Here is a 17,368-nt window from a genome sequence, read left to right on the forward strand (position 1 = left end):
GATTATTACTGATTATGAAGAAAATCACATTAAGTTTCGTTCTTTTTTTTGGTTTAATGTACGTACAGGCTCAGACGGGTCATGAAATCAAGATTAATTTAAAAAACTGTAAAGATACCGTAGCCTATTTGGCATTTTATCAATTTGATAAATTGTATATTTCTGATACTTGTAAAAAAGTGGTTAACGGAAACATTGTTTTTAAAGGAAAGAAAAATTTAGACAAAGGAGTTTATTTTTTGCTCAGTCAGGCAAAAGGCAACTATTTTGATTTTATCATAGATGAGCAATCTCAAAAGCAAGAAATTAATTCGGATAAATCTAGTTTATTGGAGAATTTGAAAGCGGTTAACTCCAAGCAAAATGAAAGTTTCTTTAATTACATTCGTTTTGTGACTGCTAAAAACAAAGAATTTGATGGTTTTAGAAAAGGCATTAAAGAACAGAAAAAAGCAGATTCTACAGCACTTCTATCTAAAGAATACAAAGTTTTGAATGAAGCTATTCTGAAAAATGATTTAAATACTATTGCCCAAAACAAAGGAACTTATCTTGCTGAAATTCTGAATTTGAAAACCGATAGAGAGGCCAAGGATGTTCCAAAAGCGTCAAATGGCAGACCCGATAGTATCTTTGCGTATAATTATTATAAAAACCATTTTTGGGATGGAGTCAATTTTCAGGATGATGCTATGTTACGCAACCCATTTTTTACCAATAAAATAAATCAATATTTTAATTCGGTTGTGATGCAACACCCGGATTCAATTTGTGTGGAGATTGATCGTATGATGCTAAAAACGAAACAAGGCACCAAAATGAATATGCTTTTATTGGCCTATTTTACCCAAACTTACGAGATCCCAAAAATCATGGGAATGGACAAAGTATTTGTCTATATGGTTAATAATTATTTTAAAACAGGAAAAGCCAAGGGTATTTATGACGATAGTGTGATAGATATCATAATCAAGAGAGGCGATGTTTTGGCACCACTGCAACTCGGGAAAACAGCTCCGGAACTCTATATGATAGATATCCCAGGTCATGATAAAATTGCACATTTGGGCTTTGATACTGCTAAGACCAGTGAAGAAATAACTAAAATTTATTATGACAATAAAGCAGAAATAGAAAAATCCTATGTGACTTTGTCTAGCGTAAAAGCGGATTATCTGATACTTCTTTTTTGGGATGTAGACTGCGGTCATTGCCAAAAAGAAGTGCCTAAAATTCTAGAATTATATCATGAGTTATTAAAAGAGAAGAAAGACGTCAAAGTTTTTGGGGTTTATACCCAAAGTGAATTTGATAAATACAAGAAATATATCGCTGACAATAAAATAGATTGGATGAATGTTTATGATGGAGTCCATATCAATAATCTCAAAGAAAAATACGATGTGGTGACTACTCCTGTAATGTATATTTTAGATAAAGATAAAGTCATCAAAGCTAAAGGAATTGGTTCCGATGCTATAAGAAGTATCATTACCCAAATGGAAAAAGAATATTCCAAAAAATAAAATACTTTTGTTACATATTATTGAGGATGACAAAGTTGATAAATGTCAGACTAAAATAAGTGCATTTTAAACCGCAAATTCACAAATTTTTTATCTATTAGTTTAAAATTTGTGAATTTGCGGTTTTAAAAAATATTAAATTATTTGCTTAAAGTAGAGAGTATTAGGTTTTTATTAAAAGCTGTTAGTATCCCAACCATTGAATAGCTTTTACAAAACCATCTCTCCATAATTTTTCATTGTGATGACCTCCTTTTATGATTGTCTTTTTATTTAAATGCAAACAATAACACCGATTTACATTCAATAGATACTCTATGTGATTGAGGTCTTTTATCATAGTACCATCATTTTCTTCCGAATCTCCGCAGAGAAAGTAGATTTTTGCCTTAAGTTTTTTACTGCTTGTTGTAAAATCATTTATTTCTTTTCGATTTATCCAAAAAGCGGGCGAGAAAACACCAGCTTTCCTAAAGACATCTGGGTATTTTATAACTGCGTAGTAGGAAGTTAAACCTCCCAAAGAGCTACCCATAATGGTCGTATTTTTAGGATTAGGTTTTGTTCTGTATTTTTTATCTATTTCTGGCTTTAGGGTGTTTACTATAAAATCGAGGTATTTGTCAGCGTTCCCGCCACCATAATTTTCATTCTTATAGGGTGTTAATTCCTCTAAACGTTTTTCGCCTCCATTTTCAATCCCAACAACAATTACTTGGGCATTCAAGCTGTCTAATTTTTCATCGACATTCCATTCGCCAGCAAAGGAAGTTTTAGCATCAAATAAATTCTGAGCGTCATGCATGTATATGACAGGATATTTTTTGGTAGAGGTTTCATAGTTTTTAGGCAAATAGAGCCAAATTTTTCTGCTCGTTTTCAATTGGGGAGCATCTATGGTAAAAGTAGAAACTTGCCTGGAAGCTGTACTTTCTTGAGCAGATACTTTGCCAAGAAACAGGAGAAGTGGAACTATGTAAATTAATTTCAATATGATTTAATATTTAGATTTAGAAAAAAAGAATATTTTAGCTAAAAATACTAATTAGATGAACACACACGAAGAGAAAATCAATTTACTGTCTGAAATGATTGAATTCTCAGTCATTGATGGTCGATTGCATGAAAGAGAATATCAATTTGTCTGGATTGTTGCGCAAGAATTAGGCATCGACAAAGACGAATTCAACGATTTGTTTCATCAAGAATTACCCACCAAAGTTGCTAAAACTGAGTTTGAAAGAATTCAGCAGTTTTATCGTTTAGCATTATTAATGCATTGTGATGGTGTCTTGCATCAAAAAGAGGAAGAAGCTATCCGACAAATCGCTATCAATACCGGATTGAATCCAAGTGCAACTAATCGTGTTCTTAAGTTAATGAAAGCTTCTCCCAATGCTATGATTTCGGCAGAGACATTATTAGGGTATTTTCAAGAACAACATAATTAATGTACCTGTTCTTGTAATTTTTTGATTTCATCCCTTAGTTTTGCTGCATGTATAAAGTCTAGGTCTTTTGCCGCTTTTTCCATTGCTTTCCTTTTTTCGCGAATGAGTTTTTCCAAATCGGGTTTAGACATATAGGTCGTTTCTGGTTCGGCAGCTATATTCATAGTGTGTCCCAATTCATACTCAACCAATTTGTTATTGGTAAAGGCGCTTTCAATTTTTTTGTTTAAAGCCTGAGGGACTATGTTGTTTTGAGTGTTGAAATTGATTTGTTTGGTCCTTCTGTAATTGGTTTCATCAATAGTTTTTTGCATACTATTGGTGATTTTATCGGCATACATTATGGCTTTTCCGTTTAGGTTTCTTGCTGCACGACCAATGGTTTGGGTTAGCGAACGATGGTTTCTTAAGAATCCTTCTTTGTCGGCATCAAGTATGGCTACCAATGAAACTTCAGGTAAATCTAATCCTTCTCTTAATAAGTTTACTCCAATCAAAACATCAAATAATCCTCTTCGTAAATCCTGCATGATTTCGATACGCTCCAGTGTGTCAACATCGGAGTGGATGTATCGGCAACGAATGGATACTTTAGTCAGGTATTTTGCCAGTTCTTCGGCCATTCTTTTGGTCAAAGTTGTAACTAAAACTCTTTCGTCCAGTTCACATCGCTGTTGAATTTCTTCAATCAAATCATCTATTTGATTTAGGCTAGGACGAATTTCAATTATTGGATCTAATAAACCTGTTGGTCGAATTATTTGTTCGACATAAACACCATCACATTTTTGCAGTTCATAGTCAGCAGGAGTTGCAGAAACATAAATAACTTGGTTTTGCATGGCTTCGAACTCGTCAAATTTCAATGGGCGGTTATCTATTGCGGCTGGCAGGCGAAAACCATATTCTACCAAATTTTCCTTACGACTTCTGTCACCACCATACATAGCTTGTACTTGCGATACGGTTACGTGACTTTCGTCTACAACCATTAAATAATCTTTTGGAAAATAATCTAATAGACAGAAAGGTCTCGATCCGGCTTCTCTTCCGTCCAGATAACGGGAATAATTTTCGATTCCTGAGCAATAGCCCAATTCCCGAATCATTTCTAAATCAAAATTGGTGCGTTCTTCTAGGCGTTTGGCTTCAAGATGTTTGCCAATTTCTTTAAAATAATCCACTTGTTTGACTAAATCCTGTTGGATTTCCCAAATTGCATTTTGTAATACCTCAGGTGAGGTTACAAACATATTGGCTGGATATATGGTAAGTTTTTCGTATCGCTCAATAACTTTAGATGTTTTTACATCAAAGCTTTCTATTTCTTCTATTTCATCTCCAAAAAAGTGAATCCTAAAGGCATCATCAGCATAACTCGGATATACTTCAACCGTATCACCTTTTATTCTAAAATTTCCGGGAGTAAAATCGGCTTCGGTTCTGGAGTATAAACTTTGAACCAAACTTTTCAATAATTTGGTTCTGGAAATCATTTGGTTGGTCTCTATGGCAATTACGTTCTTTTGAAATTCTACAGGGTTTCCGATACCGTAAATACAGGAAACAGATGCTACAACCAGAATATCTCTTCTTCCTGAAAGTAGGGCAGAGGTGGTGCTTAAACGCATTTTTTCCAGTTCCTCATTGATAGATAAATCTTTCTCAATAAAAACACCTGTAACAGGCATAAAAGCCTCGGGTTGGTAATAATCGTAATAGGAAACGAAATACTCTACGGCATTATTAGGGAAAAACTGTTTGAACTCCGAATACAATTGTGCAGCCAGGGTTTTGTTGTGTGCCAAGACCAATGTTGGTCGTTGTACCTCTTGAACGACATTGGCTATCGTAAACGTTTTTCCGGAGCCGGTAACCCCGAGTAGAGTTTGAAATTGTTCGCCAGCAAATATACCTTGTGATAACTTTTCAATGGCTTGAGGCTGATCCCCTTTTGGTTGGTATTCGGATATGACTTGGAAATTCATTGTTTAGTATTTCAATCGTTTAGGATTCTGTCTTGTATCCCAAACGGACAGAATTATGATGTGAGTTTCATTTATTTCATAGAAAATATAATAATTTTCAATTAATAAACCACGAACATTTATTGAATTGGTTTTTTTGCCAATAGTTGGTTGTTGGAGCAGAATTTTTAACTCTATTTGAATTAGCGTATTTAATTTTAAAGAATATGATTTGCTTTTATTTCTAAAATTAAAATATTCAAAATTGGCTTTTAATTGAAGCTTAGCTGATGATGTCCAAACTATTCTTCTTGCAACCATTTTTCCATTTCTTCATTTAAGACATCGTTTTCAATAAAATTCCCTTCCAAATATTCTTTTTGTGAATTTAGGATCTCCTTTTTTTGTTGTTCAGTAAGAATTATTATTTTTTGCGAATTTTGGTCGCAACTTTCAATACTTGTCGATTTACTATCCAAAATTGTATTTATTGCCGACAAAAAAGCTTCATCATCAATTTCGACTATTTTAGAAATCAATAAATTTTTTAATTCGATTGTACTCATAAGTAAAGACTTTATACAAATTTAAACAAAAGAGCATTGCGAATATTAAAATTTCCATGCTTTTTGTTGTGTTTCAGTCATAAATGTCCAAGCAACAATACGGCTATTTTTTTGACCTTGTGCCATGTCTATAGTTTTATGAATAGCTGCCACATTATTTAATGTTTTGTAAATAGTTGACAAGTTAGACTGTTTAGATACTAATGTGGTAAACCAAAGGCATTGCATTGGGTATTTGGCACTTTCGTAAATCATTTGTTTGATGAATCCAAGCTCTCCACCTTCGCACCACAATTCAGCATTATGTCCGCCAAAATTGAGTACAGGCGTTGTGGTTTTGGGAGCATTTGGAGTCAAATTGTTAACTTTTCGTGCTGTGCTTTTTGTAGCTTCTTCCTGAGAAGAATGAAAAGGAGGGTTGCAGATGGTAAACGTAAATTTATCTTCTGGCTCAATTATATTTTTAAAAATGAAACGTGGGTTTACCTGTTGTTGCAGACTGATTGCTTCTATTAATTTAGGATTTTGTTCTATGATCTTTTTGCAATTTTGAATCGCATTTTCATTAATATCCGTGCCTACAAATGACCAACCGTAAATTGAATTTCCAAGTATAGGATAAATACAATTGGCACCGATACCGATGTCAAGCCCCATAACGGTTTCTCCTTGCGGAATTACACCATTGTTTGTTGTAGCCAATAAATCGGCTAAGTAATGAATATAATCAGCTCTACCCGGAATAGGAGGACATAAAAAATTCTCCGGAATGTCCCAGTTATGAATATCGTAATCAGATATTAGTAAGGCCTTATTAAGTGTTTTTATAGCTGCGGGGTCGCTAAAATCAATTGTTTTGATTTTGTGCGTGTTAACAAAAACAAACTCGCCCAATTCGGGACAATTTTGCGTTAATTTCTCAAAGTTATATCCAAATCGATGAAGATTTCTTAGATGTAAATTTGTTTTTTCGGGGTACTTTGTAGGTTTCATTTTCTAAATTTCGCCGCAAAGATAGTTATTCCTTTTTGTAATTGCTATTATGCTTATTTGCAGTGTTTAATTTAGAAATAATTGGTACAACGAAAATCTATTTTAAGCAATATGATTTTTGTATTTCGCTGTTCACGCAGCTCATAAACGGAAACTCTAGTTGTTGTTTGTTTGGTTTTCAAATGTTAATTTTTTTCCTTTCACAATAGCCGATGCTATTTGACCAGAATGGTGAGCATTATGAAATAGAATTAAAGAATAAAGTTTTATTCTTGAAATTTTTCCAAACAAACTGGTTTCAATTTCTTCTAACCAATCTTTTTCGTTTGTTTCATTCACAAGTTTTTCAAGTGTTTTGTATCCTTGATCTACTATGGTATGACTTGTTTTTAAATCATATTCTTTTCCTGTATCCGATTGCCCCAATGTTTCGCTCTCAACGTCTGTTTTATATCCGAAGAGTTGCGCTAATAAATGTATTGTTTCACCAATATGCCTAAAGATAAAACCAACAGATGCGGTATTTTCGGATAGACGGAAAAATGTATTTACGTCATTGATGTCTTTAAAAATTCTAGAGCAATATATTTTGCTTTGTTCTAATTGCTGAAGCATTATTTCTTTTTCCATTTTTTTGATTTTTTTAGTTATTTGTCTTTTGGCTGTTTAATAGAGTTTCCAAATTTTTGAGTTTGTTGTTCCAGAATTTATCAAAGTGGGTTATCCAATTTCTAATTGCGTCAAAACCTTCCTGATTTAGCATACAGTAATGTTCCCTACCTACTTTGTTAATAGTAACAAAACCTGCTGTTTGTAATATTTTAATGTGTTTTGAAACAGCAGGTCGGCTCATTTCAAAATTTTCTGAAATGCTGTTTATGTTGTAACTGTCTTTTGTAAGCAATTGCAATATCTCTCGTCTACTTGGATCTGCAATTACTTGGAAAACGTCAAGATTAGGTATTGCCATTTTTGTTTGTATTTAAGTGGGTAAGCATTTGTTGGATTTTCTTTAACCAACCGTCTGTCATACCTGTAAAGATTGCAAAGTTTACTTCTTTGAAACCTGAATGTTTTAAGGACAATTTTGTTCCTTGTTCATAAGGTTCTAACTTCCACTCAACAATTGTGTCAAGTATAAAAATCCCATTACCTGGACCACCTTTCCAACTATATGAAAGTTTTTGATTAGGTACAATTTCTAGAACCTTGCAATGTAAAATCCCATCTAAATCAAGAGCTGGCATTGGATTAGTCCGAAACTGAAATTCGTGTCCGATAGTAAGTTTAAAATCGTTAGGCATAAGCCATAATGCGATTAGTTCTGCTTGTGTGAGATATTCCCAAACTTCGTTGGGAGCTTGCTCATAAATCCATTCATGTTTGATTTCTGATTTCATATTGTGTAACTTTTAAGTTACGTAAAGTTATATGTAACTTTTGAGTTACGCAAATTTTTGTGAAATTATTTTGCTAATAGTTTTTAGTTGAGCGGATTGAGTTTTCTCTACGGGAGAGAATTTGTTACCCTTAAATCTCCAGCTTCATGAAACAGTTATTAAGAGAAGAATTTATAATTGTGATTTAATTGGCATATATACAAATACTCCCCACATAGTCAACCTGTGTAAAAAATAGAGTTATTTTCTATCGAATCTTAATGATTAAAGATTCTTGTGTCTATGTGGTTCATTTTTGTTTAAACTGAATTCAGTTTTTTTATTTTATGCCATTTGCCCAATCATTCATGTAGTTTTCAAAAACGGTTAGTGGCATTGCACCTCCTTTTAGAATGGTATCGTGAAAATCTAGAATACTGAATTTATCGCCCAATTGTGCTTTGTATTTATCGCGTAATTCTTTTATTTTCAGTTCTCCGATTTTGTATGAAAGTGCTTGTCCTGGAGTGGCCATATAGCGTTCTATTTCTGCAGTTGCAAATTGTTCTGAAAGTGCTTCGTGGTCGAGCATGTACTTGATGGCTTCTTCTCTTGTCATTTTTCCGGTATGCAAACCGGAATCAACTACTAGTCGGATTGCCCTGTGTATTTCTGTACATAAAGAGCCGAGTTGGTGGTAAGGATTGGTGTAAAGGCCCAAGTCTTTTCCCAAAGATTCGGTATATAAGGCCCAACCCTCATTATATGCACTATTCGCATATTTTTGACGAAATTTAGGAACAGAAGTGTTCTCATTTTGAAGACTGCCTTGATAATGATGACCTGGAATCGCTTCGTGCAAAAACACACTTTCCATATCCATATTGGTAATGTTGATTTTTGTTGGATCGAGAATCGGAATGTAAAAAATTCCGGGACGGTTCGTTGGTAAATCTCCTAGGAAATATTGTGGTGGAGCAGATGCTGCTCTGTACTCTTCTGTTTTTCTGATTTCAAATGGTGTTTTTGGGGTAATCCCGAAATATTTTGGAAGATTTGGTTGTATCGTTGCATAAATCGTTTGGAAAGCGTCTAAAACTTCTTTATCGGTTTTGAAAGGCATAAATTGTTTATCGGTTTTCATAAAATCAAACAATTCAGGTAATGTTCCTTTGAAGTCAATAGATGTTTTTATTTTCTCCATTTCGGCAGTAATTCTATTCACTTCGGATAAACCTAATTGATAAACATCTTCCGGATCTTTGTTTACAGTTACCGAAGCAAAAATACAATCCTTATACATTTCCTTTCCGTTTGACAAGGCATCGATTCCTGATGTTTGGCGGGCTTTTGGGAGATATTCGTTTTGGAAAAAAACCAACAGTTTTTGCATAGAAGGAAAAATATTTTTGGAAATAACTTCTTTATACTCTTTGGTCAAGCGGTTTTGTTCCTCTTTAGAAAAGTCTTTCGGGAAGTTTTTTATTGGCCCATAGAAAGATGACTTATCATTGTTTTTTACTAAATCCTGAAACTGCGGAATTATTTTTACTACCAAAGATTTTGGTAAAACTATTCCGGTTTTTATACCTTTTCGCATATTTTCGATGGCAACGTCTGTCCATTCCGGGAAAGCTTGACAGCGTTTCAGCCAGTTGTTGTAATCCTTCACAGTATTGAAAGGTTGCGCTGATGATCCCGAACCTAGCATTGTCATATACATCGGAACACCATCCATCTGGTTGATTGGCATATATTCTGGATGATATTTTTCGAAAATCAAAACTGATTGGATTTCGTTTTCCATAATGGCTGTCGAAATTTGATCCTCTTTGCTAAGATTTTCTTTTTTATAAGATTTCAGGAGATTAAGGTAGTTTTTATAGAAATCGTATTTCTTTTTCAGGAAGGTTTCATCATCTGGAGGAAGTTGGTCATTGTAATCAGCGACACCGTTGAAAGTTGCAGAAATAGGATTAACCGCATTCGCTTCTTTAAAATATTGGTCAAAAAGCTGGTGGAGTTTGGTGTTGTTTTGTTGTGCATTAATTGTTGTAGATATGCAACAAATTATAATAGCAAATAAGGTTGATTGATGTTTCATACTATTTTGGCTAGTGTCAGTTTTTCTAAAAAGCTTTGAACAGCTTTTTTGGGTTAATTTAAACGTAAATATATTGGATTTTAGCTACAATTAAAATTCTCTTGCAGAAAAGAATAGGGAAGGGATATAAAAAATAAACCTCGCTTAAAAATTATTAAGCGAGGTTGTTTTCGAATTTAATTTTTGGCGGATTGTGTAACAGTTATGTTAGACAGTGTCTCCCTTTTTAGGAACGAGAAGTCAAATTCAAAAAGAAGCTATAATCTTCTTTGTTTTTTTAGCTCAAGTCTAGGTTTCCTGTTGTATATTTCAAGTTATATTTAAATTTATTAAGTCGCCAACCAGCATTTTGTTTTAATAAACCAATGTCGTAGGTACCTACAAATTCTCTGGTATTACCGTTGGTTGCTGATTTTTTATAATGAGTTGCCGTAGCATATGCAAAGACGGTGGCTGTTGTATCATGAACATTAACAATATAATTTCCGGCTAAATGATTTACTGAGTCAACATCTTTAAAGCCATTTTCCCAAAGTTCACAGATTGCTTTTGAAGTCAATTCTTTCTTTTCACCTCCAAGTGAACTCATGTCAAATTCTACATCTTGGGTAAATACTTCATTCTGTAGTTTTGCCCATTCTCGATTGTCTGCAAATACAAATAGTTTGTTGACTACTTCAACTATTTCATCTTTAATTGAATGTGTTTCCATAATGTTGTTTTTAAAATTTTACGAAGTCAGTTTGTTTAAAAATTCGTGAATTGTTTCTTAAACTAATTCGGACGTAAATATATTAGATTTTAGCTACAATTGTATTTTTTTTGTAGTAAAAAACGGTGTTAAATTTAAGGTAATTAATTGTTACTAAGGCGCAACTGTACCGGTCTTGATTTCTCCACTTTTTTTATATTTAGACATAAAGACTCCGCTTGGCGTAACTGTACTCTCAGTTAAAGTAAATGCTGTTGGAATGGCATCATCATTAAATAATTTTTTGCCTTTACCAAGAATTACCGGAAAAGTTTTGAGCCAGAGTTCGTCTACTAAATCATTTTTCAGCAGTAAATGAACGAGCTCGCTGCTGCCCCAAACTTTAATATCTGAACCTTTTGAATCTTTGAGTTTTTTGATATCTCCCAAGTTATTGATAATAACTGAATTTTTCCAATCTGAGGTTGTAATGGTATTAGACATGACGTATTTCGTGACATCATTGATACCAGGCCAATGCTCAGCATGTTTAGGCCAGTAGGCAGCCCAGATATCAAATGTTTTTCTGCCGAGAAGAAGATCTGCAGGTTCCATCTCTTTTTGTATGATCTTGGCGGATACTTCATCATCATAAGGTGCTGTCCAACCGCCATATTTAAACCCACCAGATGTGTCCTCCTCAGGCCCGCCGGGTGCTTGCATTACCCCGTCTAGTGTGATAAATGATAAAACAATTATTTTTCTCATTGTCTTGTTATTATTTGGTTAGTATAATAAATCGTTACCAGCGTAGTTTAGCGATTGTGTTCCGCTACTTTCTAAATAATTGTGCCTGTCTTTGGTGAAAGTTATGTAAAGATAGTTGATTAAGTTTCAGTATAACAGTTGATTATAGAAATAATAAACCTCATTTAATCCCTTTTTTATCAGGAAAAATGAGGTTGTATTTTGCAATTTTTTTTTTCAGTTTACTTTTTTGAGGAGTAACGCAACCGTTATTCCTGTTAGCGGTAATCAATTTTCTAATTTCAAATAGCTATGTTCAAAACTGATTACTACTTTTTTAAATTGACCTATTACATCTTGTCCTATATTCCCAAAATTTACTTTGCCGTATACGCCATAGTCATTTTTGTCAATCTCCATTTTTGGCATTGGTATTGCATTTTTTCCAAGAAATATTTCTTGTTCTTTAAGGGCTAATACTTCTGTAGAAACTATTTCGCCACCAGCACCCGAAGATTTATTTGTTTCCAGATTTCCAATAAGGTCAAGATCAGATTTGAATGTGTCGTAAAATGCCTTATTAAATAGACTTATTTTTGCTCCGCTATCAAAATTGAATGGCAAAGTTTTGCCTTTGTACGTTAGCATTACTATGGCTCTAAGCTGGTCTACAAACAAGTTTTTTTCGTTTTTGTCTATTTCTAAACTTTTCGAAAATGTAAATTTATCTTTTTCAATTGTGATTGTCCCTAATTCTTTTGCTATTGGAAATCCTATAATTCCATTGATAACATATGCTCCATTAGCAAATGTAAATGCTGAATCTGGATATACTAAAAATATTGCATTATGAATTTTTAATTCTCCTAAATTAATTTCGGGTGCTATACCTATAAGTACTTTATTTTTTTGTCCTGTAAAACTCTCAACTAAAATATTGTTGTCTGGCAGAATAATAACTCCCATTTTTTTAGCCATACTTTCTGTTATGCAACTTATACCTGCACCGGTGTCAAAAACAAAATTTGTTTCAGTTTCAGTTGTGCTAACACTCGTAGTGATTAAATCAGCTTTATCTTTTATTGTAGGAAGTGTAATTGTTGAAAATTTTTCGATGGACTGTGCCGGTTTGCCTCTCAGAGTTTGCCAAATGCGTTGGGCATTTATCTCATCAGTCAATTCCTCTTTTGTAAAATATTTTTGAAATTTGGTGGTTAAAGTTTTTGATGTGGTGTATGCCAATTCATAATTAAATAGCTTAATATAGTTGTCATTCTTCAACTTTGTAAATTCATAAGTATTGACAATTGGATTGTTTTTTAAGCTGTCTAAATATTGGTTTGATAACTTAGGATTATTGCAAACATTGGCATATAATCCTTTATAAAAGTAATAGTCTTTACTTTTTACAGTATTGTTTAGGCTGTCCATTTTAGCAAACTGATGCTGTTTGCTTAATTGTTTTAAGTCATTGCCTGGGTATATTTGTCCAAATATGGCTTGCCCTGCAAATAAAAGACAAAATAGAAGTTTATTTTTAATATTCATTTTATTAAAAGTGTTGAGTTTCTATTTAATTACTGCTAACTTTTATAAAGTGATAATAAGTATCATACTTTATTTGTATTCAAATATATAGCTTTTTTTTACTGATTATGAAAAGAACTTTTTTAGCTTTTGAACTTATTGGGAAATTGATTTTTGTTGTTTTGTGTTTGAGTCAAAAATATAAAATTTGCAATCTAAAATTATTTTAATCAAAGCATTCCATTAACAGCAAATCGCCATCGGTATGGTTGATGGTAACGATTCCGTCATGGGCAACTGCATTGCTGCTTCCGGTTCTGTAGCCCATAGTAAGGGTGTCATTTTCTAAAGGATAGACCAGGTTTTTAGAATAAATACCATTTACAACCCCAATTGGGATTAACGAAATAGGAGTGCCTGCGGTATACCATTTTTCGAATGTGTTGGGAAGCAAAAATATTTTAGAGTGGTCATCGAGTATAACAATCTTTATCAAATTTCGATAGCGCACAATATTCGTAAGGTTGGTAATGGTATGATCAGCTCTTTTACCTGTGGCCCAAACTACGTTTACAGCAGGTATTTTTCTTTCTATTAAATAATCAAAAGCTTTTTCCAAATCGGTTTTGACTTGATCGGGAGTGTGTACAATTTCCAGCGGAAACTGTTTTTCTTTGTAATATTCGGGATCAAAACCACGGTCAAAATCACCTAATAAAACATCTACTTTTATGCCTAGTTCCATAACACGTTCTATTGCCGAGTCTAGCACAATTACCAGTGGTGACCATTCTAGTAACTGTCCCAGTAATTCAGGATGACAAGCTGCCCCGTTTGCAATTATTAAAGCTGGCTCTTGATCGTCGCGAACAATATGGTGTGAGGACATGTTTATTTTAAGTTTTTGATTTTTTGAATTGAAAAAAATCTGTTAGTTTTCTTAATTAGCCTTATAGCAAGGTTGCTATATTTGCTGTAAATGTATGAAAAATCTAAAATCTAAATTTGTTAATCTTCTGCCAATACCCTTGATTGCAATAAAAGAACCCTCACTCTAAAAAAAACACTTTTAGAATGAGGGCATGTAATAGGAAGTAGGATTAGATTTTTATTGAATAGTATATTGTTTAGCGTCTATTTCGCTGACAGAGAAATAACCCAAAGGATAATTTTCAGGCTTGGTTTGGTTGATTATGTTCCCTTTGGCTGTTGAAGGAGTGGTTTGAAACGGTCCACCACTTTGTCTAGCCAAACCGATAATAATATTCATATAATTATAATAACTTTTTGAAATTCCTATATGGGTAATGTCAATTTTATCTCCCACTACTAATGAGTCATTTTGTGTGAGACTAAAAAATTCATTTCCATTAAAATAAGTGTCTTCATCAGCATAATAATCAACTTTTTTTAAGTTCTTATAGTCATAACGATATAAGTAAAAGTTTTCCTCATCGGCAGGATCATTATAATATGCTTTTACATCGATGTCCTTACCTGTAAATCCGCCGTTGTCATTTTGAACTAATTTTGTAATTGGTGCCACAGAGCGCATAGTTTCGGTAGCGGTGTAGGTTTGTCCATTTGAGATAATGGTCAAGGTATAAGTTTCGTTTATAACCGGTACAAAGTTTGAACAGGTGTAGATTCCTGTATTTGGTGTTTCTATAAAATTAAAAACAGTATTAGAACTATTTTTGATATAAACAACAGCTCCTGAAACTGCTGGTATTTTAGGATCAAAAAAATTCACCGTTGAGGTTAATTTTATGGTTTGTATATTTCCTTGACTTCCTTTTTGCCAGTTTATTGCTGCTTCAACTGCTAATCGAGGAGGAGCGGTATCAGTATCTACCTTAATCACTTCTTCGCAACTTGTAAATACAAAAGAGCTAACAATTAAGATTAATATAATTAGTTTTTTCATTTTTTCTATGTTTTATAAATGAGTGTTTTTTTAAAATTTAAAATTATAACTTACAGCTGGTACAATTCCAAAAATTGATGTTTTTACGGCTTCGTTTGCACCAGTATCGGTATTCTCTCTAAAGCTTACAGAGGCCGCATTTTTTCGGTTGTACAAATTATAAATACTAAATACCCATTCGCTTCTCCAGCTTTTGTTGCTATTGTGTTTTGGCGTTAATGTTGCTGCAATATCCAAATGGTTGAACGATGGTAGTCTGTTTTCGTTTCTCAATCCGTAAATAGGAATGGTCAGATCAAGGTAGCGGTATTGACCATTCGGATATGTTGTAGGTTGTCCGGTTTGGTAAATAAAGTTGGCGCCAAAAGTCCATTTTGGGTTTAAATAATACGATCCAGTTACTGCCAAGTTGTTTGTTTTATCATAAACTGTACTGTACCATTGTCCGTTGTTTATCCCTGTTTCCTGAGGTGTTCTTCCCGGTGTTTGTTGTTCTGATTTTGATAGGGTATAGGAAATCCATCCTGTTAGGTTTCCTTCATTCTTTTTGAACATAAATTCTAAACCATACGATCGCATTTGCCCGTTTAAGATTACTTGTTCAATGGCTTTGTTGGCAACTAGGTTGGCTCCATCTATATAATCCAATCGGTTTTGAACTTCTTTGTAAAAAGTACTAACCTCTGCAGAATAAGCTCCTTCTTTGATTTTTCTAAAATAGCCTACTGCAACTTGGTCAGCAATTTGTGGTTTTATATAAGTTCCGCTTGGGGTCCAAATATCCAGTGGAGTAGGAGAGGAAGTATTAGATAGCAATTGTAAATATTGTACCATTCTGTTGTAACTCACTTGAAATGAATTATCATCGTTGAGTTGGTAATCTACACTTAAACGAGGTTCTAAGTAATTAAAGCTCTTAATGACGTCATTCTTACCGTAATATTTTGTACCAATTGGAGTCGCTTTTTCATAGATTTGAAATTGGGAATTGAACAGTACGGGATTGTTATCCTCATACAAATTTACTGTTGATTCACCAATATTGTAAAATAAGCTATAACGTAATCCGTAATTGACATTAATCTTTTCAGAAACCTTTTGCTCAGCATTGATGTAAATAGCAGGCTCGAAAGCATATTTTTTCTCTAGTTGTTCGTAATTTATACCTGAGCTTTCAGAAGAAGGCTTGATGGTTCCGGGATTAAAATCATAATATAAACCATTTATACCATAATTCAGCTTTAATTTATCTGAGATATAACTTCTTAAATCGTATTTGATATTGAAGTTTTTGATACCTGATTTCCATTCAAATCCAACAAAATCAAGATCTAAACCGTAATAGTAATCACTATAGATCAATGATAAGTTTGAGAATAATTTGTCTGAGAATAAATGATTCCATCGGGTATTAAAAGTGGTGTTTCCGTAAATATTGGTAAAACTTTTATTTAACTCAAAAACGTCTCTACCAAAATAACCAGACATGTATAGACTATTACTGGCATTCAGTTTATAGCTTAATTTTGTATTAAGGTCATAAAAATAAGCAGAGTTGTCTTTTTGTTCTTCGGATAATTTCATGAATAAATGGGCATAAGATGCACGACCGGCAATAAGGAAGGATCCTTTGTCTTTTACGATTGGACCTTCGGCAAGAAGACGGCTGGTGATTAAACCAATTCCTCCGCTCATATGAAATTTATTGCTGTTTCCGTCTTTTTGATAAATATCTAAAACAGATGAAGCTCTTCCTCCATATCTGGCAGGTATTCCTCCTTTGTAAAGTTTTAAATCTTTTACGGCATCTGGGTTGAATATCGAAAAGAACCCAAAAACGTGTGATGAACTAAAAATTGATGCTTCATCCATTAAGATTAAATTCTGATCGGCAGCACCTCCACGAACATTAAATCCTGAGGCTGCTTCACCAGCATTGGTAACTCCGGGAAGTAATAGTATTGATTTGATAATATCTACTTCACCCAGTACAACCGGCATCTTTTTTATGGTGGCAACAGATAGTTTGTTGACACTCATTTCTGGTTTTCTGTTTTCGTTTTTACTGTCATTGCCTTTTATAACAATTTCCTGCAAGACATTTTCGGCACTGGAAAGTTTAAAATTCTTTTTGGTATTTTGATTTAAATCTATTGTTTCTTCAATAGTTTGAAATCCAACAGACGTAATTTGAATTGTGTAACTTCCTTTTGGAAGTGTGATAGAATAAAACCCATATTCATTTGTGATGGCGCTTGTTTTTAATTGGGGGATTAAAACATTTACACCAATTAAGGTTTCATTATTGTTAGCATCTGAAATGGTTCCGCTGAGCGTAAATTTTTCTTGGGAGAACGAATGTACTGTTGAGAGCAAGAGTACAAATAAAAGTATTATTTTTCTTGAAGTCATTGTTTGAATTTTCATGCAAAATAAATTGATTTGTTTTTAGAATGAATGATGATGAGTGTTAAACTTATGTTATTACTT

General features: G+C 33.5%; 17 protein-coding genes. 2 read left to right on the forward strand and 15 right to left on the reverse strand.

Annotated elements, in window-relative coordinates:
* Nucleotides 1–14: 14 nt before the first annotated feature.
* Complete coding sequence (locus OZP08_RS09745) at nucleotides 15–1,526, forward strand: TlpA family protein disulfide reductase (protein WP_281323587.1); 1,512 nt, start codon at nucleotides 15–17, stop codon at nucleotides 1,524–1,526.
* Nucleotides 1,527–1,710: 184 nt separating this feature from the next.
* Here the strand turns inward: OZP08_RS09745 and OZP08_RS09750 are convergent, their stop codons facing one another.
* The gene (locus tag OZP08_RS09750) at nucleotides 1,711–2,517 is read right to left on the reverse strand and encodes an alpha/beta hydrolase (protein WP_268845903.1); all 807 of its coding nucleotides are present in this window, start codon (nucleotides 2,515–2,517) and stop codon (nucleotides 1,711–1,713) included.
* Nucleotides 2,518–2,575: 58 nt separating this feature from the next.
* Between OZP08_RS09750 and OZP08_RS09755 the strand changes: the two genes are divergently transcribed.
* A complete protein-coding gene (locus OZP08_RS09755; RefSeq protein WP_268845904.1) occupies nucleotides 2,576–2,977 on the forward strand; it encodes a TerB family tellurite resistance protein in 402 nt (133 codons plus the stop codon).
* On the opposite strand, the gene uvrB is transcribed toward OZP08_RS09755, so the two are convergent.
* The 14 genes from uvrB to OZP08_RS09825 form a co-directional block, all read right to left on the reverse strand.
* On the reverse strand, nucleotides 2,974–4,965 hold the full coding sequence (gene uvrB, locus OZP08_RS09760; RefSeq protein ID WP_268845905.1) for an excinuclease ABC subunit UvrB: 1,992 nt from the start codon (nucleotides 4,963–4,965) through the stop codon (nucleotides 2,974–2,976). The two genes, OZP08_RS09755 and uvrB, sit on opposite strands and share 4 nt — an antisense overlap.
* A 3-nt stretch (nucleotides 4,966–4,968) precedes the next feature.
* Nucleotides 4,969–5,265, reverse strand: a complete 297-nt coding sequence (locus OZP08_RS09765; RefSeq protein ID WP_268845906.1) for a type II toxin-antitoxin system RelE/ParE family toxin — start codon at nucleotides 5,263–5,265, stop codon at nucleotides 4,969–4,971.
* Entirely contained in the window at nucleotides 5,247–5,510 is a 264-nt protein-coding gene (locus OZP08_RS09770; RefSeq protein WP_268845907.1) for a hypothetical protein, read from the reverse strand. The genes OZP08_RS09765 and OZP08_RS09770 overlap by 19 nt, the downstream gene beginning before the upstream one ends.
* 45 nt (nucleotides 5,511–5,555) lie before the next feature.
* Nucleotides 5,556–6,503 carry a 23S rRNA (adenine(1618)-N(6))-methyltransferase RlmF gene (gene rlmF / locus OZP08_RS09775; RefSeq protein WP_281323588.1) on the reverse strand — a complete coding sequence of 316 codons (948 nt, stop codon included), beginning with the start codon at nucleotides 6,501–6,503 and terminating at the stop codon, nucleotides 5,556–5,558.
* Nucleotides 6,504–6,659: 156 nt separating this feature from the next.
* The gene (locus OZP08_RS09780; RefSeq protein WP_268845909.1) at nucleotides 6,660–7,133 is read right to left on the reverse strand and encodes a hypothetical protein; all 474 of its coding nucleotides are present in this window, start codon (nucleotides 7,131–7,133) and stop codon (nucleotides 6,660–6,662) included.
* Between the two features lie 13 nt (nucleotides 7,134–7,146).
* Nucleotides 7,147–7,473, reverse strand: a complete 327-nt coding sequence (locus tag OZP08_RS09785) for an ArsR/SmtB family transcription factor (RefSeq protein WP_281323589.1) — start codon at nucleotides 7,471–7,473, stop codon at nucleotides 7,147–7,149.
* Entirely contained in the window at nucleotides 7,460–7,903 is a 444-nt protein-coding gene (locus OZP08_RS09790) for an SRPBCC family protein (RefSeq protein ID WP_281323590.1), read from the reverse strand. The genes OZP08_RS09785 and OZP08_RS09790 overlap by 14 nt, the downstream gene beginning before the upstream one ends.
* A 319-nt stretch (nucleotides 7,904–8,222) precedes the next feature.
* Nucleotides 8,223–9,986, reverse strand: a complete 1,764-nt coding sequence (locus tag OZP08_RS09795) for a DUF885 domain-containing protein (protein ID WP_268845912.1) — start codon at nucleotides 9,984–9,986, stop codon at nucleotides 8,223–8,225.
* Between the two features lie 277 nt (nucleotides 9,987–10,263).
* Nucleotides 10,264–10,698: a nuclear transport factor 2 family protein gene (locus OZP08_RS09800; RefSeq protein WP_268845913.1), complete on the reverse strand. Its 435-nt coding sequence runs from the start codon at nucleotides 10,696–10,698 to the stop codon at nucleotides 10,264–10,266.
* Nucleotides 10,699–10,851: 153 nt separating this feature from the next.
* Nucleotides 10,852–11,445 carry a dihydrofolate reductase family protein gene (locus tag OZP08_RS09805; protein WP_268845914.1) on the reverse strand — a complete coding sequence of 198 codons (594 nt, stop codon included), beginning with the start codon at nucleotides 11,443–11,445 and terminating at the stop codon, nucleotides 10,852–10,854.
* A gap of 267 nt (nucleotides 11,446–11,712) precedes the next feature.
* Complete coding sequence (locus OZP08_RS09810; protein WP_268845915.1) at nucleotides 11,713–12,972, reverse strand: retropepsin-like aspartic protease; 1,260 nt, start codon at nucleotides 12,970–12,972, stop codon at nucleotides 11,713–11,715.
* Between the two features lie 205 nt (nucleotides 12,973–13,177).
* Nucleotides 13,178–13,840, reverse strand: a complete 663-nt coding sequence (locus OZP08_RS09815) for a thiamine diphosphokinase (protein WP_268845916.1) — start codon at nucleotides 13,838–13,840, stop codon at nucleotides 13,178–13,180.
* A gap of 219 nt (nucleotides 13,841–14,059) precedes the next feature.
* Nucleotides 14,060–14,878, reverse strand: coding sequence for a DUF4249 family protein (locus OZP08_RS09820; protein ID WP_281323591.1), 819 nt, complete (start codon nucleotides 14,876–14,878; stop codon nucleotides 14,060–14,062).
* 30 nt (nucleotides 14,879–14,908) lie between these two features.
* Complete coding sequence (locus tag OZP08_RS09825; RefSeq protein WP_281323605.1) at nucleotides 14,909–17,290, reverse strand: TonB-dependent receptor; 2,382 nt, start codon at nucleotides 17,288–17,290, stop codon at nucleotides 14,909–14,911.
* Nucleotides 17,291–17,368: the final 78 nt, after the last annotated feature.

The organism is Flavobacterium aestivum (assembly GCF_026870175.2).
GTDB classification, from domain to species: domain Bacteria; phylum Bacteroidota; class Bacteroidia; order Flavobacteriales; family Flavobacteriaceae; genus Flavobacterium; species Flavobacterium aestivum.